The following is a 24,226-nucleotide window of genomic DNA, read 5'->3' as shown; positions in this document are numbered from 1 at the left end:
GGCACTTCTGGTCGTCTCGTCGCTCATGTGCTACGTACGGTTTGCCTGTCGCCGCGAGGACGCCATCCTCGAGCTAAGCTGGTGCGCGCCGAGGTCTCGGCGAGCGCTAGCTGTCAGCGCAGGTGCGTGCGGTCGGCGAGCAGCGTGCGAATGATCGCGTCAGCATCGCCTTGGAGTGTTCTCATCGGCGGGCGGAGGGGGTGAGATTTTGCATAGTAGTTTGCGCCGCAGATGATGCCGATGCAGCTGATAAGCGTTTGAAATCTAAAGAACCTATCGCAGTGTCGTCCCCACGCAACGTTATGCGTTTCCCTCAGATTGTCCCACGCTGACACCCAGTCCGCAGGGCATGCGAACCGGCTTCGTAACTGTTACAACCTTGCCTAATTTTAGCATTCTGTAATTCTCTTTTTTTCACCGGAGGAGAAGCGACATGCTAAGACTAGGTACGCTCTTTCTTGCCACCTTGAGTTTGACGGCAGCTTCGAATTTCAATGCCAATGCGCAGGAAACCACGGGTGAATTGGGTTCGCCCAGCGCAACAACGACGATCGACGGTCGATATCTACCGAACCCGCCGGCGGCGTTCGGTGGAGAAATCGGCCTCGACGCGAAAGCCTCAAAACCCTATTGGCCACCGCAGATCGTCCCCCGAAAGGGCGCCCCGAACATCCTTCTGATCATGACCGATGACGCTGGATACGGCGTTGCGGGCACTTTCGGAGGCGTGATCCCCACGCCGGCACTCGACCGTGTCGCAAACGCGGGGTTGCGCTTTACGCAGTTCCATTCCACCGCGCTCTGCTCGCCGTCGCGCGCCGCGCTTATCACCGGCCGCAATCACCATTCAGCGGGTTTCGGCGTCATCTCCGAGCAGGCAACCGGCTATCCCGGCTATGACTCGATCATCGGCATAGAGAACGCTACGATCGGCGAGATCCTGAAGCAGAACGGCTACGCCACGTCCTGGTTCGGAAAGAACCACAACACGCCCGCTTTTCAGTACAGCGCCGCTGGTCCGTTCGATCAATGGCCGACGGGTATGGGCTTCGACTACTTCTATGGGTTCATGGGTGGCGACACCAATCAATGGGAGCCGTACCTGTTCCAGAACACCACCCAGATTTTCCCCTGGACCGGTAAGCCCGACTACAACCTCATAACGGACACGGCCGACAACGCCATTGATCATATAAAGCAGCTAAATGCGGCAGCACCCGACAAGCCGTTCCTCGTTTACTACGTGCCCGGTGCCACTCATGCCCCCCACCATCCAACCAAGGAATGGATCGACAAGTTCAAGGGCAAGTTTGACATGGGGTGGAACGAGTTGCGCGAGCAGATTTTCGCCAATCAGAAAAAGCTCGGCGTCATTCCCGCCAACACGCAGCTAACCGAATGGCCAGAGAGCCTCCCGAAATGGGATTCTCTCGACGAAGAGAGCAAGAAGCTGTTCGCGCACCAGGCTGAGGTGTTTGCTGCCTACGTGGCCTACTCGGACCATGAGATCGGGCGGGTTATCCAGGCCGTCGATGATCTGGGTAAGCTCGACAACACCCTCGTCATCTACATTGAAGGTGACAACGGCACCAGCGCCGAAGGAAGCGTGCTCGGAACCCCGAACGAACTGATCACGATCGAAGGCATGCAGATGCCGGTCGCAGAGCAGATGGCGTTCTATGATAAATGGGGCTCCAACCAAACCTATCCGCATATGTCGGTTGCCTGGTCATGGGCGTTTGACACGCCGTTCAAATGGACGAAGCAGGTTGCTTCGCACTTCGGCGGCACGCGTCAGGGCATGGCGATGTCCTGGCCCGCACGGATCAAGGAAGCCGGTGGAGTTCGCACTCAGTTCCACCACATGATCGATATCGTTCCTACGATCCTCGAAGCAACAGGCATAACCGCCCCGGTTATGGTCGATGGCGTTGCGCAGAAACCGATCGAAGGCGTGAGCATGGCCTATACATGGGACAATGCCCAAGCCTCATCTGCCCGCAAAACGCAATACTTTGAAATGTTCGGCAATCGCGGCATCTACAGCGATGGCTGGTATGCCTGCACGACACCACCAGCAGCGCCGTGGTTGATGGGCACGACGGCGATGCCGGACGTCGTCGATGGCTATAAATGGGAACTGTACAACCTCACTGAGGACTATTCCCAGAACAACGACCTTGCTGCAAAAATGCCGGAAAAATTGCACCAGATGCAGGAACTGTTTCTGATGGAAGCGGCGAAGTACGACGTCTTCCCATTGGACAACTCGATCCTGGAACGCCTTGAGACGCCACGGCCGAGCACCACCGCCGGACGGAAGGAGTTTAGCTACGCCGGCGTAGTGTCAGGTCTTCCGACAAGCAATGCACCCAGCGTCATCAACAAATCCTACACGATCACCGCAGAGGTAACCGTTCCTGAAAACGGCGGCGAGGGTATGCTCGTCACCACAGGGGGGCGCTTCGGTGGATACGGGTTCTATCTCCTCAAGGGCAAACCCGTATTTCTGTACAACTTCGTCAATATGGAGCGCTTCCGTTGGGAGGGGCAGGACACCCTTTCATCCGGCAAGCACACGCTGGTGTTCGATTTCAAATCTGACGGACCCGGCATGGGCAAGGGCGGCACTGGCGTCCTGAAGGTGGACGGCAAGGAGGTCGCGAACGCGAAAATACCACACACGATCCCGGCGCTCATGCCTTGGGATGAGACTTTCGATGTGGGCGTCGATACTCGCACAGGTGTAGATGAAACTGATTATCAGGTCCCGTTCGCCTTTAACGGTGAAATCGCAAAGCTTACCGTCAATCTGCAGCCGTAAACCTTAATTTGCGGGCTTTGGGGATTTGCGTCCCAGAGCCCGCAGTTTCAGACTTCAGAGTTTACGATGCGATGTGACGCATGGTGGGCCCGCAGGAATTCTGAAAAGCAAGCAAACTCAGGCACTTCGAAAAATGTGGGACAAAAAAACGGCTTCTGGCAACCGTACCATTCTCCTTATTTCTTCTCTTTCTCGTTTGAAGCGCCTCGGTGCGCCGCTCCCGTTGATCGTGCTCGTGCGCCCCGCGGACGCGCCGTCTCTCGTGCATCCTGGCCCGGTCCGGTCTCAGACGAAGATCTGATGTTCCGCTGTCACCAGTTCCTGCAGGAAGGCCACCACCGTGCGCACGCGCACGAGGTCCCGGGCGCTTTCGTGATAGGTGGTCCAATAGGCGCGGCGGATCGTCGTTTCCGGCAGGATGCGTTTGAGCTCCGGCGTGTGGCGGGCGATATAGTTGTGCAGGATGCCGATGCCGGCGCTGGAGCGCACGGCTTCCGTCTGGCCGGTGGCGCTGGAGATCTCGAACGAGGCGTCCCAGCTTCGCATGATCTCGGCGGAGAAATTCAGAGATGGCGTGAAGATCAGGTCCTCGACATAGCCGATGCGGCGATGTTCCCTCAGATCGTCGATCGTCTGCGGCGTCCCGTGTTTTTCCAGGTAGTCCGATGAGGCGTAAAGACCGAGCGTGTAATCCGTAAGCTTCGAGGAGACGAGGCGGCCCTGTTCCGGTCGCTCGATGGTGATTGCGATATCGGCCTCGCGCTGCGACAGCGAAAAGGAACGCGGCACCGGCACCAGTTGCAGCTTCAGCTCCGGATAGCGGGCCGTCAGGCGCCCGAGGCGCGGCGCCAGGAACGAGACGCCGAAGCCGTCGGGCGCGCCGATGCGCACCGTGCCGGCGATTGCCGTGTCGATCCGGCCGATCTGCGATTGCGCCGCCAGCATCTCCGTCTCCATCCGCTCGGCTGCCGTCAGGAAGATTTCCCCTTCGGCGGTCAGCTCGCAGCCATTCGGCCGGCGCACCAGCAGCCGGGTCTTCAAGGTTTCCTCAAGCGCCGTCACCCGGCGGCTGAGCGTGGCATGGTTGACGCCCAGCCGCTTCGATGCCGCCAGGATCTGCCCGGTGCGCGCCACGGCTAGAAACATTCTCACATCGTCCCAATTCATAGGCAGATACCTCGTCTCAACACCATGGACTTTAGTTTTTGCACAACGGTTGCTGAATATCGGAAATTGCTTTGTTGAAATCGTAGTGCGATCATGCCGCCACAATCAAGGTCTGGAGGAACCAACCATGTACGAACTCGGTCATTTCATCGATGGCAAGCGCGTCGCCGGCAAGAGCGGTCGCGTTGCCAACATCTTCAACCCGGCAACCGGCGAAGTGCAGGGCACGGTGGCGCTCGCAAGCGACGCGGAGCTTGCGGCAGCGGTCGAAAGCGCCAAGGCGGCGCAGCCGAAATGGGCGGCCACCAACCCGCAGCGCCGTGCCCGCGTCTTCATGAAGTTCGTCGAGCTCCTGAACACGCATATGAACGAACTCGCCGAGATCCTCTCGCGCGAACACGGCAAGACCGTCGAAGACGCCAAGGGTGACCTCGTCCGCGGCCTCGAAGTCTGCGAATTCGTCATCGGCATTCCGCATCTGCAGAAGAGCGAATTTACCGAAGGTGCAGGCCCCGGCATCGACATGTATTCGATCCGCCAGGCCGTCGGCATCGGCGCCGGCATCACGCCGTTCAACTTCCCGGCGATGATCCCGATGTGGATGTTCGCCCCGGCGATCGCCTGCGGCAACGCCTTCATCCTGAAGCCGTCCGAGCGTGACCCGTCCGTTCCGATGCGCCTCGCAGAACTGATGATTGAAGCCGGCCTGCCGGCAGGTATCCTCAACGTCGTCAACGGCGACAAGGGCGCCGTCGACGCGATCCTCACCCATCCGGATATTGCCGCCGTTACCTTCGTCGGCTCGACCCCGATTGCCCGCTACGTCTATGGCACGGCAGCGATGAACGGCAAGCGCGCCCAGTGCTTCGGCGGCGCCAAGAACCATATGATCATCATGCCCGACGCCGATCTCGACCAGGCCGCCAATGCGCTGATGGGCGCCGGCTACGGCTCGGCCGGCGAGCGCTGCATGGCGATCTCGGTTGCCGTCCCGGTCGGTGAAGAAACCGCCAACCGCCTGATCCAGAAGCTGACCCCGATGGTCGAAAGCCTGCGCATCGGTCCCTACACCGACGAAAAGGCCGACATGGGTCCGGTCGTCACCAAGGAAGCCGAGCAGCGCATCAGAAGCCTGATCGACAGCGGTGTCGAGCAGGGTGCTGAGCTCGTGGTCGACGGCCGCGACTTCAAGCTGCAGGGCTATGAAAACGGCCACTTCATCGGCGGCTGCCTGTTCGACCATGTCACCCCGGACATGGACATCTACAAGACGGAAATCTTCGGACCGGTTCTCTCGGTCGTTCGCGCCAAGAACTACGAGGAAGCCCTCGACCTGCCGATGAAGCACGAATATGGCAACGGCGTCGCGATCTACACCCGTGACGGCGATGCGGCCCGCGACTTCGCCTCGCGCATCAACATCGGCATGGTTGGCGTCAACGTCCCGATCCCGGTTCCGCTCGCCTACCACTCCTTTGGCGGCTGGAAGTCCTCGTCCTTCGGCGACCTGAACCAGCATGGCCCGGACTCGATCAAGTTCTGGACCCGCACGAAGACCATCACCGAGCGCTGGCCCTCGGGCATCAAGGATGGTGCCGAGTTCGTCATGCCGACGATGAAGTAACGACGGGACAAAGATCCTCCCGCCTCCAGGGCCTCCTTCGGGAGGCCCTTTTTTGTTGCGCGCCGGGGACCTCCCTCGGGAGCTCCTTTCCTGTTGCATGCCATGCTGCGCTGCAACTAATTTGATATCCCCGAGGCGCTGAAAATTGATTCGCGCCTCGGTCGAATATTGCAGGCATTTCGATCGTTCTTTTGCATGGAAGGCTCATCCGGGGGGATAGCCACGGTTCGCTGGGTTCACAAATGACGTCATCCTGTCGCAACGCGGCGCCTGTCTGTTAGCGGGCCGCCGCAAGCTGATTTTCATTGAGAGAGGTTTTATCATGGTCGTGGCCGAAACGGCGTCGATGCAAGGGACGTCGACGCAGAGGGTACCGGACAATTTCCACCGCCTGTCGTTCAGCGGTAGCGGAAAAGAGTATTTTGGCATCTGGATCGTCAACGTGCTGCTGACGATCATCACGCTCGGCATCTATTCCGCCTGGGCAAAAGTCCGCCGCAACCGCTATTTCTATGGCAATACTGTGCTGCTCGGGCGCGCCTTCGAATATCATGCGAAGGGCAAGCAGATCCTGATCGGCCGGGTGATCGTGTTCGCCTACCTGATTTTCTACAACGTCATGCTGACCTTCGTGCCGATCGCCGGCATCATCCTTGCGCTGCTGCTGGTGGTCTTCGTGCCGTGGCTGGTCGTCAGGGGCCTGCGTTTCAGCGCCCGCGTCACCAGCTATCGCAATGTGCGGTTCGATTTCGTCGGCGGCGTCGGCGGTGCGTTCCTCGCCTTTATTGTCGGTCCGGTCATCTCGGTTCTGACGCTCGGAATCCTGGTGCCGCTCGCCAGCCGCTGGTCCTACCGCTACATCGGCAGCAACCTGCGTTACGGACAAAGGGCATTTACGACCGATCCTTCGGTCGGTGCGATCTACAAGTCCTGGTTCCTGTCGGCGGCCATCATCGTTGCCGGCCTGCTGATCATCGCCTTTATCGGTTTCCTCAACCTGGCCGTGATCATGACGCTGTTCGACGGTTCCTATGTGGCCACCCCGGAATTGCAGGTTTCGATGATTGCGTTGTTCGTCATCGGCTACCTCGCGTTCTTCTCGATCTTCGGGGTCGCGACGCTGTTCTATCGTGCTGGCGTTCGCAACGTCGCCTGGTCGGCAACGACCTTCGACGGCAAGCATCAGCTGACGAGCGATCTGTCGCGGGGCCGTTACGCCTGGATCACGATCACCAACGTGATCGTCACCCTCCTCACACTGGGCCTGATGCGTCCCTGGGCTGCGGTGCGCATGACGCGCTATGTCAATGAACATACGGGTGTACATTTCGAAGGTAATGTCGGCGAGATGTTCGACAAGATCGCCCAGGAAGGTTCGGCCGTTGGTTCGGAGTTCATGGATTTCGAAGGCTTCGACTTTGGCTTCTAGCGTCACAGAGATTGCTGTTGGCGAGTGGCATCCCGCCGGTTCCAGCCGGTCGGTGCCCTCGCGGCTGATCGAAGATGGCGGCGGCGTCAAAGCCTTGGGTGAGGACGGTGTCGAACTTGCAGGCGGCGTGCTTGCCGCCGTCGACATTTCCGCGCGTGTCGGCGCCATTCCGCGTCGTGTCGAGTTTCCCGACGGTTCGCTGTTCGAGACGACCGACAACGACGCCATGGATCGCTTCCTCAAACGGAAGGGAAAAACCAGTCTCGTCCACGAGTGGGAGCGTTTCCACCCGCGCCTGATCGCGGTCGTTTTGGCGACCGTGCTCTGCGGCGTGGCCATCTATCGTTATGCCGTGCCGGCGCTCGTCGAAGTCGCCGTGCTGGTGACGCCGCCGATCGTGCCGAAGATCATGTCGGCAAGCACCTTGGAAACAATGGATCGAACGCTGCTCGACACGTCGGCGCTTTCAGCTGAGCGGCAGAACAAGATCCGTGACGGGTTCAACGCGATCGCGCGCCAGTCCGATCGCGGCGAGGGCGGATATAGGCTCAACTTCCGCAAGGGTGGCACCATCGGCCCGAATGCCTTCGCGCTACCCGACGGCACGCTGATTGTCACCGATGAGCTGATCGAGCTTGCCGGCGACGATACCGAAATGATCATCGGTGTGCTGGCGCACGAGATCGGTCACGTCGAGCTCGAGCATAGCCTGCGGCAGATCTACCGTGCCGCCGGCGTCGCCGGGCTGATCATGATGATCGGCGGCGACATCGGGTCCGGTGCTGAAGACATTCTGGTACAGGGCGCCGGTCTTTTGACGTTGTCCTACTCACGCGGCGCGGAAAGTGCTGCGGACAGGCACTCGGTCGAGTTGATGCAGAAGGCCGGCAGGGATTCGACGGCGATCGCCCGCTTCTTTGATCTGCTCGAAGACAAGCTCGATGACCACGGCGACACCAGCATCCTGTCGACCCATCCCGGCACGCCCGAGCGTCGCAAGGCAATCCTCGACTATGCTGCCCAGTTGCGTGCCGGGGCCCAATGAGCCTGCGGTTCTTGCCGTCCAGCGACCTGAAACGAAAACAGCGGGCCGAGGCCCGCTGTCCGTAACGCGAGTTCGGTTCGCGATCAGTCCTGCGGGCCGTCGTTGTAGCCGACCTTGTCGACCAGTTCCGATGCCTTCTTGCGGTTGGCGGCGATGTCGGCGAGAGGCAATTCGTCCGGCTTGATCGTGCCGAAGGACTTCACGACGTCTGACGGCTCGGCGCCCGGAAGAACCGGATATTCGTAGACCTGCTCGGCGTAGATCTTCTGGGCTTCGCCTTCCGACAGGAATTCCATCAGCTTCAGCGCGTTGTCCTTGTTCGGGGCGTTCTTGGCGAGTGCCATGCCCGAGATGTTGACGTGCGTGCCGCGGTCCTTGGCGTTCGGGAAGAGCACCTTGATGGCGGCAGCCCAATCCTTCTGTTCCGGCTCCTTCTCGTTGGTCAGCATCAGACCGACATAGTAGGTGTTGCCGAGTGCGAGGTCGCATTCGCCGGCGAGAATCGCTTTGGCCTGGTCGCGGTCGCCGCCGTCGGGCTTTTTGGCGAGATTGTTCTTGAGGCCCGTCAGCCACTTCTCGGTTTCGGCTTCGCCATGGTGGGCGATCATCGAGGCGAACAGGCCGATGTTGTAGGAGTGCTGGCCGTCGCGGGTGCAGATCTTGCCCTTCCACTTCGGATCGGCAAGTTCTTCATAGGTGATGTCGTCCTGGGCGACGCGGTCCTTGGAAGCGTAGACGACGCGGCCGCGCGTGGTGAGGCCGAACCAGTTGCCGTCAGGATCGCGGAAATGTGCCGGGATGTCCTTGCTGATCGTCTCGTTGACGACCGGCTGGGTGACGCCTGCGTCCTTGGCTTCGGTCAGGCGGCTGATGTCGACCGTCAGGATCACGTCGGCCGGCGAGTTGGCGCCTTCGGCCTGGATGCGCTCGACGAGGCCCTTGTCGAGGAAGAGCACGTTGGTGGTGATGCCGGTTTCCTTGGTGAAGGCGTCGAGCAGCGGCTTGATCAGATCGGGCTGCCGGTAGGAATAGATATTGACCTCACCGTCGGCCCAGGCGGCGCTCGTTGTAAGCAGGGTTGCCGTCAGGGACAAAACGCCCATCGCTGCTCTTGAAACGGACATCGCTTCCTCCATTTTCTTGTTTGAGCTAAGTTAACAAAAATGCTCATCTTTCTTGACCTCAGCGCCCAGAACAGTCAATCGGGAAACGGTTAACACTCAACAAGAAGTGAATTTTCGAGCTTTTTGGAATTGTTCCAAACTACGATCCGTCCTATATGATGAACTCGTGAACCTCTCGAATGCCGGAGTGAATGATGCGTCTGACGAAACAAACGAACTACGCGGTTCGCATGTTGATGTACTGCGCCGCCAACGGAGAAAAGCTCAGCCGCATTCCCGAAATCGCCAGGGCCTATGGCGTTTCCGAGTTGTTTCTCTTCAAGATCCTGCAGCCGCTGACCAAGGCCGGCCTTGTCGAGACCGTCCGCGGCCGCAATGGCGGCGTGCGCCTGCCGAAGCCCGCATCCGCCATCACCCTGTTCGATGTCGTCAAGGTAACGGAAGACAGCTTCGCCATGGCGGAATGCTTCGAGGCCGGCGAGATCGACTGTCCGCTCGTCGATAGCTGTGGCCTCAATTCGGCGCTCCGCAAGGCGCTCAACGCCTTCTTTGAGGTGCTTCAGGGCTACACGATCGACGACCTCGTCAAGGCGCGTCCCCAGATCAACTTCCTGCTCGGTCTCGAAGAAACGAAGCGTCCGCAGACCACGGCTGCCTGACGATCCAGGGCCTACTGCATGTCACCTTAAATCGACCTCGTTTTAAGGACAAAGATATGCAGCAAATCAAAGTGCTACAGCGACCTTTGCGCGTCTGATAGAACGCGCGGCGCTGTAGCGGAGCTTCGCTGGGTTCACCCCTGCGGCAGATATTCCCGCAATATGAAATCGATCGCGGTCGGGTCGATTTCCGCCTTGTCGATGCGGAAGTCGGCACCATACTCCTCCAGATTCTGAAAGTAGGGATCGGCGAGCGACGCCGAAATCACCCCGATCGGCCCGATGTAACCCTGGTGCCGAAGCGCCGGCACGGTCTCGCGGAAATCGCGCTGCGGCTGAAGTCGGTTGTCCAGGAGGATCATCGACACCGGCTTGCCCGAGCGCAGGAACTCCAGCGCGCCCTCCATCGTCTGGCAGTAATGCAGCTCGATCTCGATATTGCTCACCTTGCGGATCAAGGCGCGCAGGATCAGGTTTTCAGTCGGATCGTCGTCAACGAGCAGGATGTGAGCTTTTCGCGTCATGACCGATACCCTTGCTGATTTGCAGGCGTCCTGTTCGTTGGGCGTGGTGTAGTGGGATACCACGCATCGGCTGTCACTGGATGATCTGTTCTCGGATCGCCTTCGCCACCATCTGGGTGCGGTTGACGACATCAAGCTTCTTCAGGATCGTTGCGGTGTGGGAATTCACGGTGTGCTCCGACACGGAAACGATGAGAGCGATCTCGCTTGCCGTCTTCCCGTGCGAGATCCACTTGAGAATTTCGGTCTCCCGCGGCGTTAGGCCCATGCCGGTCTTGTTGGCCAGCGCGATGCGATAGAAGTAGTCGAAGGCTGAGACCGCGTCATAGGCGACTTCGACATGCTCGGTGCGGCCGATGTCATCGCCATCACCGAGAAAGAGAACGGCGTAGCGCGCGCCGGTGGCAGCCGCATGCACGGGCACGCTGAGCAGCAGCTCGAAACCGAGCTGCACGAGCAAATTCTGGCTGGTGTCGCAGCCCGGGTCGTCCGTCCGCCAGACGGAGGAAATCGCCGACCGGTGCAGCGTCTTGTAGAAGAGGGAGTCACCGAAGCGGTGGCGCTTGTCGTATTCCTCGGCAAGCCCGGAGGGAAGATCATGCAGCACCAGGCGGGTGGACAGCATGCACGCGTCGTTCTCGTTGCCGAGCTGAAGAATGCCGAAATGGCTGAAGCCGAACCTGAGCGCCATCGTGTGGAAGATGCGGAAGAAGTCTACGCGGTTCAGCGCTTTCTCAAGTTCGTCGCGAAGATCGTATCGCCTGTGATTTTCCAGCAAAGCCGCCACGGAATGGCTATCCCCTTGTCGTCGCGCGGCAGTCTATCCGGCGCGCCGGAGCGATCAACCGGCAAAGATCGGCGCCGGCATTGCTGGCAGCAAGCATCATGCCCGTCCCTCGGCAAACCTGCCGAAAGACGGCAAACTGTAAAAGGCGGCTGCCGGTCCCTCCCAAGGACGTCTGGGCACGTCGATTGTCTCCCCCGAGTTTTGTATACATTCTATTGCACAATCCTGTTGGTGATTTCTACCATAGTATCTTGGGATTGACGGAAACCTGTCGGTACCGAATCTCACTCTCGTGAGGCGGATGATCGTGTATTCCGCAGGCCCGCCGTTCGCGCTAGAATAAAGGCGGGCATCCGGGGCGAGACTAGCCCCGGTGGAGGGACGAACAAGGCACGTTGTAAACCCTGCGGAAACAGCCGGGAAGCCTTGGTTCGAAGGTGTCGCGCTGCATTGATTCGTCAGTCGATTCTAAAACAGTGGACAGAGATCCCGGCTCTACCTGCGGGCGAATTTTTCGCATAGACAAATTTATGCGGCGACTTATTGCAATGCGACGCCAAATGTCGTTCCATCCGGCCTTGACCGGGGGGCAACGGCATTCCGCGTCAGGAAAACACGAGAACAAAAACAAATCTGGGAAGCAAAGCTCATGAAAAAGCTCACTACTCTGTTTGCAGCGACGGCGCTTGCCACGCTGATGGCCGGCTCTGCCTGGTCGAAGACGTTCGTCTATTGCTCGGAAGGTTCGCCTGAGGGTTTTGACCCGGGCCTGTATACCGCCGGCACGACGTTCGACGCGGCGGCACACACGGTCTACAACCGCCTGCTCGAGTTCAAGAAGGGCACGACCGAAGTCGAGCCGGGCCTTGCCGAGAGCTGGACGATTTCCGACGACGGTCTCGTATACACGTTCAAGCTGCGTCCGGGCGTCAAGTTCCAGACGACCGAGTTCTTCACGCCGACCCGCGAGCTGACCGCCGACGACGTGGTGTTCTCCTACGAGCGCCAGCTGAAGGCCGACAATCCGTGGAACAAGTACATCACCGGCGCTTCGTGGGAATACGCAGCCGGCATGGGCTTCCCGGAAGTCATCAAGTCGGTCGAAAAGGTTGACGACCTGACCGTCAAGTTCACCCTGACGCGCAAGGAAGCTCCGTTCCTCGCCAATATCGCGATGCCGTTCGCTTCGATCCTGTCGAAGGAATATGCCGACAAGCTGCAGGCTGACGGCAAGATGGAGCAGATGAACCAGATGCCGCTCGGCACCGGTCCGTTCGCCTTCGTCGCGTACCAGCAGGATGCTGTCATCCGCTACAAGGCGAACCCGGACTACTGGGGCGGCAAGCAGAAGATCGACGACCTTGTCTTCGCAATCACCACCGACGCTTCGGTTCGCTTCCAGAAGCTCCAGGCCGGCGAATGCCACCTGATGCCGTATCCGAACGCTGCCGACGTCGAAAAGATGAAGGCTGACCCGAACCTGAAGGTCATGGAACAGGCCGGCCTCAACGTCGCCTACCTCGCCTACAACACGACCCAGGCTCCGTTCGACAAGCCGGAAGTGCGCAAGGCGCTGAACAAGGCGATCAACAAGCAGGCAATCGTCGACGCCGTCTTCCAGGGCGCTGCCCAGCCGGCCGTCAACCCGATCCCGCCGACGATGTGGTCCTACAACGACAAGCTTGAAGACGACACCTACGAGCCGGAAGCAGCCAAGAAGATGCTCGAGGACGCAGGCGTCAAGGACCTGTCGATGAAGCTCTGGGCAATGCCGGTTTCGCGTCCGTACATGCTGAACGCTCGCCGCGCAGCTGAACTGATGCAGTCGGACTTCGCCAAGGTCGGCGTCAAGGTCGAGATCGTCTCTTACGAATGGGCCGAATACCTCGACAAGTCCAAGGCGAAGGATCGTGACGGTGCCGTCATCCTCGGCTGGACCGGCGACAACGGCGACCCGGACAACTTCCTCGACACGCTTCTCGGCTGCAATGCTGTCGGCGGCAACAACCGTGCGCAGTGGTGCAACCAGGAATTCGACACCCTCGTGAAGAAGGCGAAGGAAACCTCGGATATCGCCGAGCGCACCAAGCTCTACGAAGAGGCCCAGGCCGTCTTCAAGCGCGAGGCGCCGTGGGCGACGATCGACCACTCGCTCTCCGTCGTGCCGATGCGCAAGAATGTCGAGGGCTTCGTTCAGAGCCCGCTCGGCGATTTTGCCTTCGACGGCGTGGACATCACCGAGTAATTTAGTTAACTGATCCTTAAGGGGGCGTTTGCCAAGGGCAAGCGCCCCTCTTTGCATCCACTATAGCGACCCGAGTTCCTCCTGGAGCGCAAAAGGTCGCTGTGGCATTTCGACTTGCTGTATGCTTCGCCGTTAAGTGGGAAAGCATGCAGTGGTGCCAGCGGCGGGATACAATGCCGCGGCAACATGGCGCGGGGTTTAACATGTTCCGATTTCTCTTGGGGCGATTGGCTGTCCTGATACCGACCTTCGTCGGGGTCTCCATCATCGCCTTCTCCTTCATTCGCCTGCTTCCGGGCGATCCGGTGGCGCTGCTTTCGGGCGAGCGCGTCATGTCGCCGGAGCGGCATGCTGAAATTTCACATGCGCTCGGTTTCGACCGACCGATCGTGGTCCAGTACCTCGACTATCTCTGGGGCGTGCTCCACGGGGATTTCGGTACTTCGATCGTGACCAAGAAGCCGGTCATCGACCAGTTCTTCGAGCTGTTCCCGGCGACCGTCGAGCTTTCGCTCTGCGCGATCCTGTTTGCGATCATCCTCGGCATTCCGGCCGGCGTGATTGCGGCGATCAAGCGCGGCTCGGCCATCGACCAGGCGATGATGGGCACCGCACTCGTCGGCTTCTCCATGCCGATCTTCTGGTGGGGCCTGCTGCTCATCATGCTGGTCTCCGGCATGCTGCAGTGGACGCCGGTCTCGGGCCGTATCTCGCTGATGTACTTCTTCCCGCCGGTTACCGGTTTCATGCTGATCGACTCGCTGCTGTCCGGCCAGGCCGGCGCCTTCAAGTCGGCGGTCAGCCACCTGATCCTGCCGACGATCGTGCTTGGCACCATTCCGCTTGCGGTCATCGCGCGCCAGACGCGCTCGGCGATGCTTGAAGTCCTCTCTGAAGATTACGTCCGCACGGCGCGCGCCAAGGGTCTTTCGACCTTCCGCGTCGTTGGCGTCCATGCGCTGCGCAACGCGTTGATTCCGGTGGTTACCACCATCGGTCTGCAGGTGGGCGTCATGCTCGCCGGCGCGATCCTGACGGAGACGATCTTCTCGTGGCCGGGTATCGGCAAGTGGATGGTGGATTCGGTGTCGCGTCGTGACTACGCCGTCATCCAGGGGGGCCTGCTGGTCATCGCTGCGGTGATCATGGTGGTCAATCTCATCGTCGACCTGCTCTACGGTCTGATCAATCCGCGTATCCGGCACTAAGGAGGGCGTCATGTCTCAAGCTGCTGCAACAAGCGCCGTTTCGACCGATCCGTCCCGCCGGGCGCGACTGGCCGAGTTCTGGTATTATTTCTCCGAGAACCGCGGCGCCGTCATCGGCCTCGTGTTCTTCCTGCTCCTCGTTCTGCTGGCGGTCTTTGCGCCGTGGATCGCGCCCCATGATCCGGTGGCGCAGTACCGTGATGCGGTTCTGGTTCCGCCGGTCTGGCAGGAGGGCGGCCGCGCCGGCTACCTGCTCGGTACCGACGCCGTCGGCCGCGACATGCTGTCCCGTCTGATCTACGGCACGCGCTTCTCGCTGTTCGTCGGCGTCATCGTGACGACGCTGTCGCTGGTTGGGGGCATCGCTCTCGGCGTCATCGCCGGCTACTTCCGCGGCTGGGTCGATACCGTCATCATGCGCGTGATGGACATCATCCTCGCCTTCCCGTCGCTGCTGCTCGCCCTGGTGCTTGTGGCTGTTCTCGGACCGGGCCTCGTCAACGCCATGATCGCGATCGCGCTCGTCTTCCAGCCGCACTTCGTGCGCCTGACGCGCGCGGCCGTCATGAGCGAAAAGACCCGCGACTATGTCGTCGCCGCCAAGGTGGCCGGTGCCGGTCATGGTCGCCTGATGTTCAAGACGATCCTGCCCAACTGCATGGCGCCGCTGATCGTCCAGGCGACGCTCTCCTTCTCGAGCGCCATTCTCGACGCTGCGGCCCTCGGCTTTCTCGGCATGGGCGCCCAACCGCCGACACCGGAATGGGGCACGATGCTCGCCGAAGCCCGCGAGTTCATCAGCAGCCACTGGTGGGTGGTCACGCTTCCGGGTATCGCGATCCTGATCACGGTGCTGGCAATCAACCTGATGGGTGACGGCCTGCGCGATGCTCTCGATCCCAAGCTGAAGAGGTCCTGATCATGGCGCTTCTCGAAATCGAAAACCTGGTCGTCGAATTCCAGACGGCCGCCGGTCCCTTCCGCGCCGTCAACGGCGTCTCCATGAAGGTCCACGAACGCGAGGTTCTGGCGATCGTCGGCGAGAGCGGCTCGGGCAAGTCCGTGTCGATGCTGGCCGCCATGGGACTTCTGCCCTGGACGGCGAAGGTCACGGCCGACAAGCTCACCTTCAACGGCCGCGACCTCTTGGGCATGTCGGCGAACGAGCGACGCAAGATCATCGGCAAGGATATTGCCATGATCTTCCAGGAGCCGATCGCCAGCCTCAACCCGTGCTTCACCGTCGGCTTCCAGATCGAGGAAGTGCTGCGCATCCACATGGGTCTCGACAAGGCCGGCCGCCGCAAGCGCGCCATCGAACTGTTCGAGGCGGTCGGCATTCCCGATCCGGCCGAGCGGCTCGGTCACTTCCCGCATCAGATGTCGGGCGGCCAGTGCCAGCGTGTGATGATCGCGATCGCGATCGCCTGCAACCCGAAGCTTCTGATCGCCGACGAGCCGACCACCGCGCTCGACGTGACGATCCAGAAGCAGATCCTCGACCTGCTGATGAAGCTGCAGGCCGAGCACAAGATGGGCCTGATCATGATCACGCACAACATGGGCGTGGTCGCGGAGACCGCCGACCGGGTGGTCGTGCAGTACAAGGGCCGCAAGATGGAAGAGGCCGACGTGCTGACGCTCTTCGAAAATCCGAAGAGCAACTATACCCGCGCACTTCTGGCGGCTTTGCCGGACAACGCGACCGGCGATCGTCTGCCGACGATCTCCGAACTCTTCGTCGATGAAGGAGCGGCCCAATGAGCGTGATCCTTGAAGCGCGCAACCTGGTGCGCGACTACCATATCCCCGGCGGCCTTATAAAGAAGGCAAAGACCGTTCATGCCTTGAAGGGCGTGAGCTTCAGCGTCGAACAGGGCAAGACGCTGGCGATCGTCGGCGAGAGCGGCTGCGGCAAGTCCACGCTTGGCCGCATCCTCACTCTGATCGACCCGGCGACCTCGGGCGAGCTGTTGATCGAAGGCAAGAAGATCGACATCGCCAAGGGCGACATGACGCCGGAGATGCGCCGCAAGGTGCAGATCGTCTTCCAGAACCCTTACGGCTCGCTCAACCCGCGTCAGAAGATCGGCGACATCCTGATGGAGCCGCTGGTCATCAATACCGATACGCCCGCCGACGAGCGTCGCGATCGGGCGATGACGATGTTGAAGAAGGTCGGTCTCACCGACCTGCACTTCAACCGCTACCCGCACATGTTCTCCGGTGGCCAGCGCCAGCGTATCGCCATTGCGCGCGCGCTGATGCTGAACCCGAAGCTGCTGGTGCTCGACGAGCCGGTATCGGCGCTCGACCTTTCGGTTCAGGCACAGGTCTTGAACCTGCTCGCCGATCTGCAGGACGAGCTCAAGCTGACCTACGTCTTCATCAGCCATGACCTCTCGGTCGTGCGTTACATCGCCGACGACGTCATGGTGATGTATTTCGGCGAAGCCGTCGAATATGGCAGCCGTGACGAGGTCTTCGCCGATCCGAAACACAGCTATACCAGGACGCTGTTTGCCGCGACGCCGCGTGCGGACGTGGAGAGCATCAAGGCACGATTGGCGAAGAAGAAGCAGGCGGCCTGATCCATCACCGCTGATTTTCGCCGAGGAAACAAGAGAAGCCGGGCAGCCACTGCCCGGCTTCTTTGACATCAAGACACGATGGTGTAGAGGTGTCGCGCCGCCTTCACTTCTCGCCTCTGGGCGGCGGGCAGCCGCTTTTCGGCCGGACGACCGTTCGGCCCAACCTCAGGAACACGATCATGGAAATCAAGCGTTTCGAAACCGGCCCCCGTATGAGCCAGGCCGTGGTCTACAACAACACCGTTTACCTCGCCGGCCAGGTCGGTAACGCCGGTGACGATGTCGTGACGCAGACGAAGCAGGCGCTTGCCGAAGTCGACCGTCTTCTGGCGCTCGCCGGCACCGACAAGACCCGCATCCTCTCGGCCACCATCTGGCTTGCCGACATGGCCGATTTCCCGAAGATGAACTCCGTCTGGGATGCCTGGGCTCCGCAGGGCCATACCCCCGCGCGCGCTACCGGCGAAGCCAAGCTTGCGACCCCGGAATACCTCGTCGAGGTCATCGTCGTCGCTGCCGCCTAAGCCCTGCGGTACGGGCTTTTCCGCATCACGCTTTCAGCGCCGTCGGACCTCCTGTCCGGCGGCGTTTTTCGTGGCGCCGCTTGGGTCGCGCAGGGAACCAATTGGCGAGCCCGCACGTTATCGTCCGAACCAAGAATCTGGCCAAAAAACCGGGCCAACCTTTGGGAGGACTGTCTATGCTCTATTGGCTACCACGGGTCTGTGTCCTTCTTTTCGCGGGCGTCCTGATCGCTTTCGGTCTCATTCCGGACACCGCTGCGGGTGTCGCTAACACCTTGCTCGTCATCATTCTCGGCCTCGGTCTGCTCTCGCTGACCCTGCATATCTTTCCACCGGAACGTCATTGATCGAGCGCGATCCAGGCGGCGTGCCGCAATCTGAGGCGAAGCCTGCGGCTGGGCAGTTCGATGTCCTGCCCGCAAGACCGGACGGCAGTCGCGCGTCCGTGCCTGAAGGACAGCGAGGCATGCCTGAGGGACAGCGAGGCGTGATCTTGGAAACCTTGCGGCGAGCCGGTGCTTCACACGAGTACAAGCGCGCAAGACGCATTGTCGAAGAGGAGGCGGCCGTTGCGACGGCGGCGCCGTCGACCGCGCCGCGGCGTGACGGTATCGATCTGATGGTTGCCTGGAGCATCGTCGGCCTCTTCGTCATTGCCGGGTCCGCTGCCATCTACACCATGGAGACGATCCTGCTGCCCATCACGCTCGCGATCGTTGTCGGTATCGTTCTCGGGCGCACGGCTGACGCACTGGCGCGCTATGGTTTGCCGCCGATCTTCGGCGGCCTGCTGCTGGCGATGATTTTCGTGATCGGTCTGTCCTTCCTCGTCAACGCATTGCTCGGCCCGCTGACGGCACTCGCCTCCGAAGCGCCGAAGCTTGCCGAGGGCGTCGTGGCGCGCATCATGCCCTTTGTCGACCGGTTTGAGTGGTTGCGGCTGGCGGTCGCGCGGAGCGTAGGGAACGATGCGATTGCCGATACCGTTATGAAGAACGCCGGCCCGATGCTCGCTGCCACCGTCGGGGGACTGACACCGGCCCTCGTACAGACTTTGATCTTTCTCGCAGCGCTCGGTTTGTTTCTGCTTGGCCGGCTGGAACTGCGCAAAGCCATCATTCTCGCCTTTGCCGGCCGCGAGCAGCGCCTCAGCGCCATCCGCATCATGAATGCCATTGAAGATGCACTGGCGCGGTACTTCTCCATCGCCAGCCTGATCTATCTGGCACTCGGAACTGTGACGATGGTCATCGCACTCGTCGGTGGCCTCGCCATGCCGCCGCTCTGGGGCCTGTTTGCTTTTGTCTCAAGCTTCATTCCCTATCTCGGCGTGACGGTGATGACGCTGAGCCTTGTCGTCGGCGGGCTGATGACGCACGAGGTGCTGTGGCTGGCGCTGGCGCCGGCCGTGGCTTTCTTCGTCGTTCACCTGGCCATGGAAAATCTCGCCATTCCGGCCATCCTCGGCAGTGAACTCGAGGTGAATCCGTTTCTGGTGTTCATTGCGATCGTCTTCTGGACCTGGATGTGGGGCGCGGTCGGCGCCATGCTGGCGCTGCCGCTTTCTCTCATCGTCCTTGCAATCGTCGAAGAAATCCGTGAGCAGCCGCCGGAACGGCAACTGCCTGGCTGAAGGGGAAAGATCAGCGCCGAGCCGAGCGGGCGTGCTCGTCGAAGAACAACGCCTGGCTGATCAGAGCCTTCACCATGTCCGGATTGAACGGCTTGGTCACGAGGAAGGCCGGTTCCGGCCGCTTGCCAGTGAGCAGTCGCTCGGGGAAGGCGGTGATGAAGATCACCGGCACCGTCGCCTGCGTGAGGATTTCGTTGACGGCATCGATGCCCGAGCTGCCATCGGCGAGCTGGATGTCGGCGAGCACCATCCTCGGGGATGTCTTGCGATAGAGATCCAGCGCCTCCGTATGGGTGCGGGCGATGCCCGTGACCCTGTGGCCGAGGCTTGTCACCATGTCTTCGATGTCGAGCGCGATCAGCGGCTCGTCCTCGATGATCAGCACATCGGTTGCGACCTGGCGTGAGATGTCTTCCGAGGCAACCGTCAAGAGCTTCGAAAATTCGCCTTGGCTCAGACCCATGATCTCCGCCGCATCGGCGATCGAGAAGCCTTCGACCGAGACGAGCAGGAAGGCTTGGCGCGGCGCAGGCGCGATCAGCGACAGGTTCGCGGCCGCCTGTTGTTCCCAGGCAAAGGGCGAGGCGTTTTCCGTCCGATCAATCGAAATCTTCTCGAACTGCGAGCAGAATAGCTTGTAGAGGCTGATTCGATCGTTCGACGTATCCGGGAAGAGGCCGATGTCTTCGATGAGGGCTTCGAGAACGGCGGCCACATATCCGTCACCCGCGGCCTGCGAACCGGTGACGGCGCGGGCGTAGCGGCGCAGGAAGGGCAGGTGTGGCGCGATCCGGGTCGAAAGGGACATCAACGACTTCCTTAGGTGCAATACGATTCGTTTGTTTTCTGAGGATAGGGGACATCTGGCGGAATACGTGAATGGTTTTGAACACGTTTTTCGGCCTAGAGCAAATCCGGCACACTCGCCAGGCGGTCTTCTGTGCGGATGGTTGGAAAACAACGGAAAGGCCGCAAGCGGCGGTAGATGCGGAACATGGACGACGGGACCGAAAGTGGGGAAGGGCGGGGCGGAGGACCGGGTGTGGCCGCGGAAAATTCGGATGCCCACGGGCTGATCGGCGCCAGATTGAAGGCGCTCTATCAAGCGCTGGAACAGGAGCCGGTTCCTGAGCTCTTCGTCGATCTGCTTGAAAAGCTGGAGAAAGCGGAAGCGGCGGCGGCTGAGCGCGGGCCTTGAGCCTAACCCGCCTTAACGGAAGAAACGGGCCAAGGCCCGTTTCTCCATTGTTCGTGCCGATCAGCAGGCGGCCTCATAGCGGCGGCCGTAGCGGTCGCGATAGATGCAGCGGCCCGGTTCGTTGGCATTCCCGATGAGTGCACCGGCAACGCCGCCGATCGCTGCGCCCACGGCAGCACCTCTGACATTGCCCGTTGCTGCGCCGCCGACAATGGCGCCACCGGTTGCGCCGATTGCCGCACCCTTTTCTGTTTGCGTGCAGGCGGCCAGCGGGAGAATGAGGCTTGCTACGATCAGTATCTTCTTCATGACGCGTTCCTATCCGGTTGCTCTGTTGAACATAGAATCGGTTACTTGAAATTGATTTGTCGGGACTGATGACGAACAGAATGACGACAATGAGGCATCTGTCGCACCCGGTGCCGCGTCATTGGCCAGCTTTGACTTGCTCGCAATGGGCGAGCTACGTGTGGTGTGTCCTTGCCTCCCAGCATCTCCTCCATCGCTCGGCCGCAGTCGCAGCACTTGTTATCGTTGCGAAAACGACGACTGCTGCGTTTTGTTCCATAGCCGCCGGTCCGGCATAGCATCTCTCGCCGGCAGCGACGGCTGCCGGAACGGCGTCCATGCGCATCTGAAGCGCGAGGCATGGGCGCGGCGAACGCGCTACGTGGGCAAAGGTTCCAACAAAAATTAGATCTCGTCCGGTGGAACAGGAGGGCAGTCGTCCCCGTTTGCCGTTCTCAAGTTTGACGTTGGGGAGCATGCCCATGGAACACATAGCTGCCATCATGGTCCTGGTCGGCTGCATGCAGGCCACGGACGCCTGCCGCGAGGTGCCGGCGCCGACCGAGGCGTTCGAAACCGTAGACGAATGCCGCGAACTGCTTTCGCCGGCGATCAAGGCGACCGCCGGGGCCTTCAAGCACGCCTATGGTGCCTGCGCCGAGGTTGACCCGGCTCTGCTTGTCGAGGACGCGACCATCGAATGGCACGTCACTCCTGCGGGCCGCTTGCAGGTCAAGGTGCAGGTCGATGATGGCAGTTACACGGTTGCCGCGCGCCACGACAGCCATGCGAAGACCCGCAACTGAGTTCACGGGCCGCGCGTGTGGCGGCCCATCAAACCGAAAGGCAAAGCAATGAATTGGGATATCGTCGAAGGCAAATGGCATGAACTGAAAGGCAAGGTGCAGGCGCAATGGGGCAAGCTCACCAACGACGATCTCGACGTCATCGATGGTCGTCGGCAGGAGCTTGCGGGGCGTATTCAGGCCCGCTACGGGGTCGCACGCGACGAGGCGGAGCGTCAGATCGACGAGTGGATGTCACGGCGCTAGGAAAAGGGTCGACACAAGCTCGGCAACCAGAGGCGCGTAAAGTTGCAAACAGAAGAAGACAGGCGATGACATAAGAAAAACCGCCCGGCCCTGGCCGCGGCGGCTTTTCAATTGTCTTGCGGAAGCTTGGTTATTTCTTCTGTGCCATCCGTTCGCGCCGGCGAAGTTCTTCGAGAAGATGTTCGAGTTTCGCACTCTGATCTTCGCTGCTATTGACGTAAAGATCGCGCATCGTCTTACCGATGTGAAGATTGCCAGCCTGGAGATCTTTTCTCTCCCGACCCGCTGCAACCGCCGTTTTCCAGATATGTGCTATCGGCATCTTCATTTCGACCCTGCATATTCCATGGAGGAGGAACGTCAGAGTATCTCGAATGTTCCGGGCATTTCCGGTACAAACCGTCTCGATTTGGGACTCTTTTGTCTATCATGGTAAATGAATGGTTAATGTCCGTGGGAATGAAGATTTTCTCAGAGCGCATTTCATAAGATATTTGGAACAAAGTGATAGTTGTGGCGTTTGCTTTGCAGTAATCCTGGCAAGGAGAATTGCTATGTTATACTATGCGCTTGTCTTCCTCGTTGTGGCAATCATAGCGGGTGTACTTGGTTTCGGTGGCGTTGCGGGTACCTCGGCGGGTATCGCGCAGGTCCTTTTCTTCCTCTTCCTCGTCTTCCTGGTGATTTCGCTGGTCGCGGGCCTGGTGCGTCGAGGCTGACGGGAGCGGTCGCAAACGCAAGGTAGTTGGACATGGGCGGCGGCAACGTCGCCCTTCTTGCATCCGCAGGTCCGCTCCGTCGGCTCGCCTTGCTTGCCCTTGCAGGCCCGCTTGGCTATTGATGCCGATACCGCCGCTTTTGCCTTGAGGATACCGAAGATCATGAAATCGCTGGAACTGCTCGTCGAGCAGATCATCCTCTCCAGCCGCTCGCTGAAGAAGAAATGACGTTGGCGCCGTGGCTCGAGCAAAGCCGCGGCTTGTCTTGATCGGAAAACGGGGCAGCTGCAAATGAAGACTGACGTAGTGGTTCTCGGCGCCGGCATCGTCGGTATCTCCACCGCCATCCATCTGGCGCGGCGCGGCAAGTCGGTGGTGCTTCTCGACCGTCGCGGCGCCGGCGAGGAAACCTCCTACGGCAATGCGGGGCTGATCCAGCGCGAGGGTGTGTTTCCCTATGGCTTCCCGCATGATTTCGGCGCGCTCTTCCGTTACGCGCTGAACAACACGATCGACGCGTCCTATCATTTCCGGGCCTTGCCGGGGCTGGTGCCGTTCCTGGCGCGGTACTGGTGGCATTCGGGCTTTACCCAGCACCAACGCATCGCCCATCTCTATGCGCCGCTGATCGAGCATTCGATCAGCGAACATCAGGACCTGATCGCGGCGTCAGGCGCGGGCGAACTCATCCGTAAAGACGGCTGGATGAAGGTGTTCCGCACCGAGAAGCAACGGGATGCCGCCTACAAGGAGGCGGAAAAGCTTTCGGCCGGCTTCGGCGTCAATCATCAGAAACTGTCTTCAAGCGAACTGAAGACGATAGAACCGTCCATCAGGGCCGATCTCGTCGGTGGCCTGCGCTGGAGCGATCCCTGGTCGATCCGCGACCCGCACAGCCTCAACAAGGCCTATCTCGCCTATTTCCAATCGCTCGGCGGGCGCCTGGTGTCCGGCGACGCAGCCACGACCGAACATGTGCTCGAAGGTCCCGGCTGGCGCGTGGCGAGCGCTGGAACAATCCGGAGCCGGAGATCGTGCTCGCGGTCTGCTCCAGAGGCCAGGTCAAGGGCGCAACACTCGGCAACGACGTCAACCTGCGCGACATTGAGGGCCGCTCCGCGCTGCTTCTCGGCAAGGCTAAGGACAACAATGCCTCCTGCGCCATCGGCCCCTTCATTCGCCTGTTCGACGAAACCTACACGATCGACGATGTCCGCAAGGCCGAGCTCACCCTGCTTGTCGAAGGGGAGGACGGCTACCGGCTCACCGGCCGAAGCTCGATGGCGGAGATCAGCCGCGATCCGCTCGATCTCGTCGCCCAGACCATCGGTCCGCACCACCAATATCCCGATGGCGTCATGCTGTTCATGGGCACGCTCTTTGCCCCTGTCGAAGACCGCGACGAACCCGGCCAGGGTTTTACCCACAAGCTTGGCGACGTGGTGACGATTGCCAATGCCGAACTCGGCCGGCTGACCAACACCGTCAGGCTTTCGACGGAATGCGCGCCCTGGAATTTCGGTGCTGCGGCGCTGATGCGCAACCTCGCGGGACGCGGCCTGCTTTAGCGCGACCGGCCGCTTCC

24 protein-coding genes and 2 pseudogenes are annotated in these 24,226 nt (G+C 60.5%); 19 read left to right on the top strand and 7 right to left on the bottom strand.

The window, feature by feature from the left end:
• The first annotated feature begins 433 nt into the window (after window positions 1-433).
• Window positions 434-2,824, top strand: a complete 2,391-nt coding sequence (locus tag ASE60_RS13310; protein WP_057250971.1) for an arylsulfatase — start codon at window positions 434-436, stop codon at window positions 2,822-2,824.
• A 285-nt stretch (window positions 2,825-3,109) separates the two neighbouring features.
• Here the strand turns inward: ASE60_RS13310 and ASE60_RS13305 are convergent, their stop codons facing one another.
• A complete protein-coding gene (locus ASE60_RS13305; RefSeq protein ID WP_057250969.1) occupies window positions 3,110-3,991 on the bottom strand; it encodes a LysR family transcriptional regulator in 882 nt (293 codons plus the stop codon).
• Between the two features lie 127 nt (window positions 3,992-4,118).
• Here ASE60_RS13305 and ASE60_RS13300 point away from each other — a divergent pair, with 127 nt between their 5' ends.
• From ASE60_RS13300 to ASE60_RS13290, 3 genes are all read left to right on the top strand, one after another.
• Window positions 4,119-5,615, top strand: coding sequence for a CoA-acylating methylmalonate-semialdehyde dehydrogenase (locus ASE60_RS13300; RefSeq protein WP_057250967.1), 1,497 nt, complete (start codon window positions 4,119-4,121; stop codon window positions 5,613-5,615).
• Between the two features lie 346 nt (window positions 5,616-5,961).
• Complete coding sequence (locus ASE60_RS13295) at window positions 5,962-7,044, top strand: YjgN family protein (RefSeq protein ID WP_057251107.1); 1,083 nt, start codon at window positions 5,962-5,964, stop codon at window positions 7,042-7,044.
• Window positions 7,034-8,089, top strand: coding sequence for a M48 family metallopeptidase (locus tag ASE60_RS13290; RefSeq protein ID WP_057250964.1), 1,056 nt, complete (start codon window positions 7,034-7,036; stop codon window positions 8,087-8,089). Before ASE60_RS13295 ends, ASE60_RS13290 begins: the two co-directional genes overlap by 11 nt.
• A gap of 83 nt (window positions 8,090-8,172) precedes the next feature.
• On the opposite strand, the gene ASE60_RS13285 is transcribed toward ASE60_RS13290, so the two are convergent.
• A complete protein-coding gene (locus ASE60_RS13285) occupies window positions 8,173-9,213 on the bottom strand; it encodes a Fe(3+) ABC transporter substrate-binding protein (protein WP_082615834.1) in 1,041 nt (346 codons plus the stop codon).
• Between the two features lie 194 nt (window positions 9,214-9,407).
• Between ASE60_RS13285 and rirA the strand changes: the two genes are divergently transcribed.
• Window positions 9,408-9,872 carry an iron-responsive transcriptional regulator RirA gene (rirA, locus tag ASE60_RS13280; protein ID WP_057251106.1) on the top strand — a complete coding sequence of 155 codons (465 nt, stop codon included), beginning with the start codon at window positions 9,408-9,410 and terminating at the stop codon, window positions 9,870-9,872.
• Between the two features lie 134 nt (window positions 9,873-10,006).
• On the opposite strand, the gene ASE60_RS13275 is transcribed toward rirA, so the two are convergent.
• Entirely contained in the window at window positions 10,007-10,396 is a 390-nt protein-coding gene (locus ASE60_RS13275; RefSeq protein WP_057250960.1) for a response regulator, read from the bottom strand.
• A 73-nt stretch (window positions 10,397-10,469) separates the two neighbouring features.
• Window positions 10,470-11,183, bottom strand: a complete 714-nt coding sequence (locus ASE60_RS13270; RefSeq protein ID WP_057250959.1) for a helix-turn-helix transcriptional regulator — start codon at window positions 11,181-11,183, stop codon at window positions 10,470-10,472.
• 649 nt (window positions 11,184-11,832) lie between these two features.
• Between ASE60_RS13270 and ASE60_RS13265 the strand changes: the two genes are divergently transcribed.
• The 8 genes from ASE60_RS13265 (at window position 11,833) to ASE60_RS13235 (ending at window position 19,384) form a co-directional block, all read left to right on the top strand.
• Window positions 11,833-13,428: an ABC transporter substrate-binding protein gene (locus ASE60_RS13265; RefSeq protein WP_057250957.1), complete on the top strand. Its 1,596-nt coding sequence runs from the start codon at window positions 11,833-11,835 to the stop codon at window positions 13,426-13,428.
• Between the two features lie 203 nt (window positions 13,429-13,631).
• Window positions 13,632-14,636 (top strand): ABC transporter permease subunit, encoded by a 1,005-nt coding sequence (locus tag ASE60_RS13260; RefSeq protein WP_057250955.1) that lies wholly within the window; start codon window positions 13,632-13,634, stop codon window positions 14,634-14,636.
• A 10-nt stretch (window positions 14,637-14,646) separates the two neighbouring features.
• The gene (locus tag ASE60_RS13255; protein WP_057250954.1) at window positions 14,647-15,555 is read left to right on the top strand and encodes an ABC transporter permease subunit; all 909 of its coding nucleotides are present in this window, start codon (window positions 14,647-14,649) and stop codon (window positions 15,553-15,555) included.
• A gap of 2 nt (window positions 15,556-15,557) precedes the next feature.
• Window positions 15,558-16,400 carry an ABC transporter ATP-binding protein gene (locus ASE60_RS13250; protein WP_082615831.1) on the top strand — a complete coding sequence of 281 codons (843 nt, stop codon included), beginning with the start codon at window positions 15,558-15,560 and terminating at the stop codon, window positions 16,398-16,400.
• A complete protein-coding gene (locus tag ASE60_RS13245) occupies window positions 16,397-17,227 on the top strand; it encodes a dipeptide ABC transporter ATP-binding protein (RefSeq protein WP_057250951.1) in 831 nt (276 codons plus the stop codon). The genes ASE60_RS13250 and ASE60_RS13245 overlap by 4 nt, the downstream gene beginning before the upstream one ends.
• Window positions 17,228-17,406: 179 nt before the next feature.
• A complete protein-coding gene (locus ASE60_RS13240; protein WP_057250950.1) occupies window positions 17,407-17,751 on the top strand; it encodes a RidA family protein in 345 nt (114 codons plus the stop codon).
• 176 nt (window positions 17,752-17,927) lie between these two features.
• A complete protein-coding gene (locus ASE60_RS35175) occupies window positions 17,928-18,098 on the top strand; it encodes a hypothetical protein (protein WP_093231984.1) in 171 nt (56 codons plus the stop codon).
• A 119-nt stretch (window positions 18,099-18,217) separates the two neighbouring features.
• Complete coding sequence (locus tag ASE60_RS13235) at window positions 18,218-19,384, top strand: AI-2E family transporter (RefSeq protein ID WP_057250948.1); 1,167 nt, start codon at window positions 18,218-18,220, stop codon at window positions 19,382-19,384.
• A 10-nt stretch (window positions 19,385-19,394) separates the two neighbouring features.
• On the opposite strand, the gene ASE60_RS13230 is transcribed toward ASE60_RS13235, so the two are convergent.
• Window positions 19,395-20,192 (bottom strand): response regulator, encoded by a 798-nt coding sequence (locus ASE60_RS13230; protein ID WP_057250945.1) that lies wholly within the window; start codon window positions 20,190-20,192, stop codon window positions 19,395-19,397.
• A 234-nt stretch (window positions 20,193-20,426) separates the two neighbouring features.
• Between ASE60_RS13230 and ASE60_RS13225 the strand changes: the two genes are divergently transcribed.
• Window positions 20,427-20,582, top strand: coding sequence for a NepR family anti-sigma factor (locus ASE60_RS13225; RefSeq protein WP_244495600.1), 156 nt, complete (start codon window positions 20,427-20,429; stop codon window positions 20,580-20,582).
• A gap of 60 nt (window positions 20,583-20,642) precedes the next feature.
• Here the strand turns inward: ASE60_RS13225 and ASE60_RS13220 are convergent, their stop codons facing one another.
• Window positions 20,643-20,891, bottom strand: coding sequence for a glycine zipper domain-containing protein (locus ASE60_RS13220; RefSeq protein ID WP_034800856.1), 249 nt, complete (start codon window positions 20,889-20,891; stop codon window positions 20,643-20,645).
• A gap of 461 nt (window positions 20,892-21,352) precedes the next feature.
• On the opposite strand from ASE60_RS13220, the gene ASE60_RS13215 reads away from it, so the two are divergent.
• Both ASE60_RS13215 and ASE60_RS13210 read left to right on the top strand, forming a co-directional pair.
• Complete coding sequence (locus ASE60_RS13215; protein ID WP_057250943.1) at window positions 21,353-21,676, top strand: hypothetical protein; 324 nt, start codon at window positions 21,353-21,355, stop codon at window positions 21,674-21,676.
• A 48-nt stretch (window positions 21,677-21,724) separates the two neighbouring features.
• A complete protein-coding gene (locus tag ASE60_RS13210) occupies window positions 21,725-21,922 on the top strand; it encodes a CsbD family protein (RefSeq protein WP_057250941.1) in 198 nt (65 codons plus the stop codon).
• 130 nt (window positions 21,923-22,052) lie between these two features.
• Here the strand turns inward: ASE60_RS13210 and ASE60_RS13205 are convergent, their stop codons facing one another.
• Window positions 22,053-22,250, bottom strand: coding sequence for a hypothetical protein (locus ASE60_RS13205; protein ID WP_057250939.1), 198 nt, complete (start codon window positions 22,248-22,250; stop codon window positions 22,053-22,055).
• A gap of 226 nt (window positions 22,251-22,476) precedes the next feature.
• On the opposite strand from ASE60_RS13205, the gene ASE60_RS33705 reads away from it, so the two are divergent.
• The 3 genes and pseudogenes from ASE60_RS33705 to ASE60_RS13200 form a co-directional block, all read left to right on the top strand.
• Complete coding sequence (locus ASE60_RS33705) at window positions 22,477-22,641, top strand: DUF1328 domain-containing protein (RefSeq protein WP_065372751.1); 165 nt, start codon at window positions 22,477-22,479, stop codon at window positions 22,639-22,641.
• 291 nt (window positions 22,642-22,932) lie between these two features.
• Window positions 22,933-23,649, top strand: a pseudogene (locus tag ASE60_RS33700) (FAD-dependent oxidoreductase); the annotation flags it as partial.
• Window positions 23,650-23,651: 2 nt separating this feature from the next.
• Window positions 23,652-24,209, top strand: a pseudogene (locus tag ASE60_RS13200) (fumarylacetoacetate hydrolase family protein); the annotation flags it as partial.
• Window positions 24,210-24,226: the final 17 nt, after the last annotated feature.

The organism is Ensifer sp. Root278 (assembly GCF_001429285.1).
In the GTDB taxonomy this organism is placed as follows: domain Bacteria; phylum Pseudomonadota; class Alphaproteobacteria; order Rhizobiales; family Rhizobiaceae; genus Ensifer.
Note: the sequence above shows the minus strand (reverse complement) of the source record. Positions and strands in the feature narration are given on the sequence as shown.

Excerpts from the sequence above, each read along its gene's own strand:
- ASE60_RS13310 (WP_057250971.1), top strand. The coding sequence starts at position 434 with ATGCTAAGACTAGGTACGCTCTTTCTTGCCACCTTGAGTTTGACGGCA.
- ASE60_RS13305 (WP_057250969.1), bottom strand. The coding sequence starts at position 3,991 with ATGAATTGGGACGATGTGAGAATGTTTCTAGCCGTGGCGCGCACCGGG.
- ASE60_RS13300 (WP_057250967.1), top strand. The coding sequence starts at position 4,119 with ATGTACGAACTCGGTCATTTCATCGATGGCAAGCGCGTCGCCGGCAAG.
- ASE60_RS13295 (WP_057251107.1), top strand. The coding sequence starts at position 5,962 with ATGCAAGGGACGTCGACGCAGAGGGTACCGGACAATTTCCACCGCCTG.
- ASE60_RS13285 (WP_082615834.1), bottom strand. The coding sequence starts at position 9,213 with ATGTCCGTTTCAAGAGCAGCGATGGGCGTTTTGTCCCTGACGGCAACC.
- rirA (WP_057251106.1), top strand. The coding sequence starts at position 9,408 with ATGCGTCTGACGAAACAAACGAACTACGCGGTTCGCATGTTGATGTAC.
- ASE60_RS13275 (WP_057250960.1), bottom strand. The coding sequence starts at position 10,396 with ATGACGCGAAAAGCTCACATCCTGCTCGTTGACGACGATCCGACTGAA.
- ASE60_RS13265 (WP_057250957.1), top strand. The coding sequence starts at position 11,833 with ATGAAAAAGCTCACTACTCTGTTTGCAGCGACGGCGCTTGCCACGCTG.
- ASE60_RS13260 (WP_057250955.1), top strand. The coding sequence starts at position 13,632 with ATGTTCCGATTTCTCTTGGGGCGATTGGCTGTCCTGATACCGACCTTC.
- ASE60_RS13255 (WP_057250954.1), top strand. The coding sequence starts at position 14,647 with ATGTCTCAAGCTGCTGCAACAAGCGCCGTTTCGACCGATCCGTCCCGC.
- ASE60_RS13250 (WP_082615831.1), top strand. The coding sequence starts at position 15,558 with ATGGCGCTTCTCGAAATCGAAAACCTGGTCGTCGAATTCCAGACGGCC.
- ASE60_RS13245 (WP_057250951.1), top strand. The coding sequence starts at position 16,397 with ATGAGCGTGATCCTTGAAGCGCGCAACCTGGTGCGCGACTACCATATC.
- ASE60_RS13240 (WP_057250950.1), top strand. The coding sequence starts at position 17,407 with ATGGAAATCAAGCGTTTCGAAACCGGCCCCCGTATGAGCCAGGCCGTG.
- ASE60_RS35175 (WP_093231984.1), top strand. The coding sequence starts at position 17,928 with ATGCTCTATTGGCTACCACGGGTCTGTGTCCTTCTTTTCGCGGGCGTC.
- ASE60_RS13235 (WP_057250948.1), top strand. The coding sequence starts at position 18,218 with ATGCCTGAGGGACAGCGAGGCGTGATCTTGGAAACCTTGCGGCGAGCC.
- ASE60_RS13230 (WP_057250945.1), bottom strand. The coding sequence starts at position 20,192 with ATGTCCCTTTCGACCCGGATCGCGCCACACCTGCCCTTCCTGCGCCGC.
- ASE60_RS13220 (WP_034800856.1), bottom strand. The coding sequence starts at position 20,891 with ATGAAGAAGATACTGATCGTAGCAAGCCTCATTCTCCCGCTGGCCGCC.
- ASE60_RS13215 (WP_057250943.1), top strand. The coding sequence starts at position 21,353 with ATGGAACACATAGCTGCCATCATGGTCCTGGTCGGCTGCATGCAGGCC.
- ASE60_RS13210 (WP_057250941.1), top strand. The coding sequence starts at position 21,725 with ATGAATTGGGATATCGTCGAAGGCAAATGGCATGAACTGAAAGGCAAG.
- ASE60_RS13205 (WP_057250939.1), bottom strand. The coding sequence starts at position 22,250 with ATGAAGATGCCGATAGCACATATCTGGAAAACGGCGGTTGCAGCGGGT.
- ASE60_RS33705 (WP_065372751.1), top strand. The coding sequence starts at position 22,477 with ATGTTATACTATGCGCTTGTCTTCCTCGTTGTGGCAATCATAGCGGGT.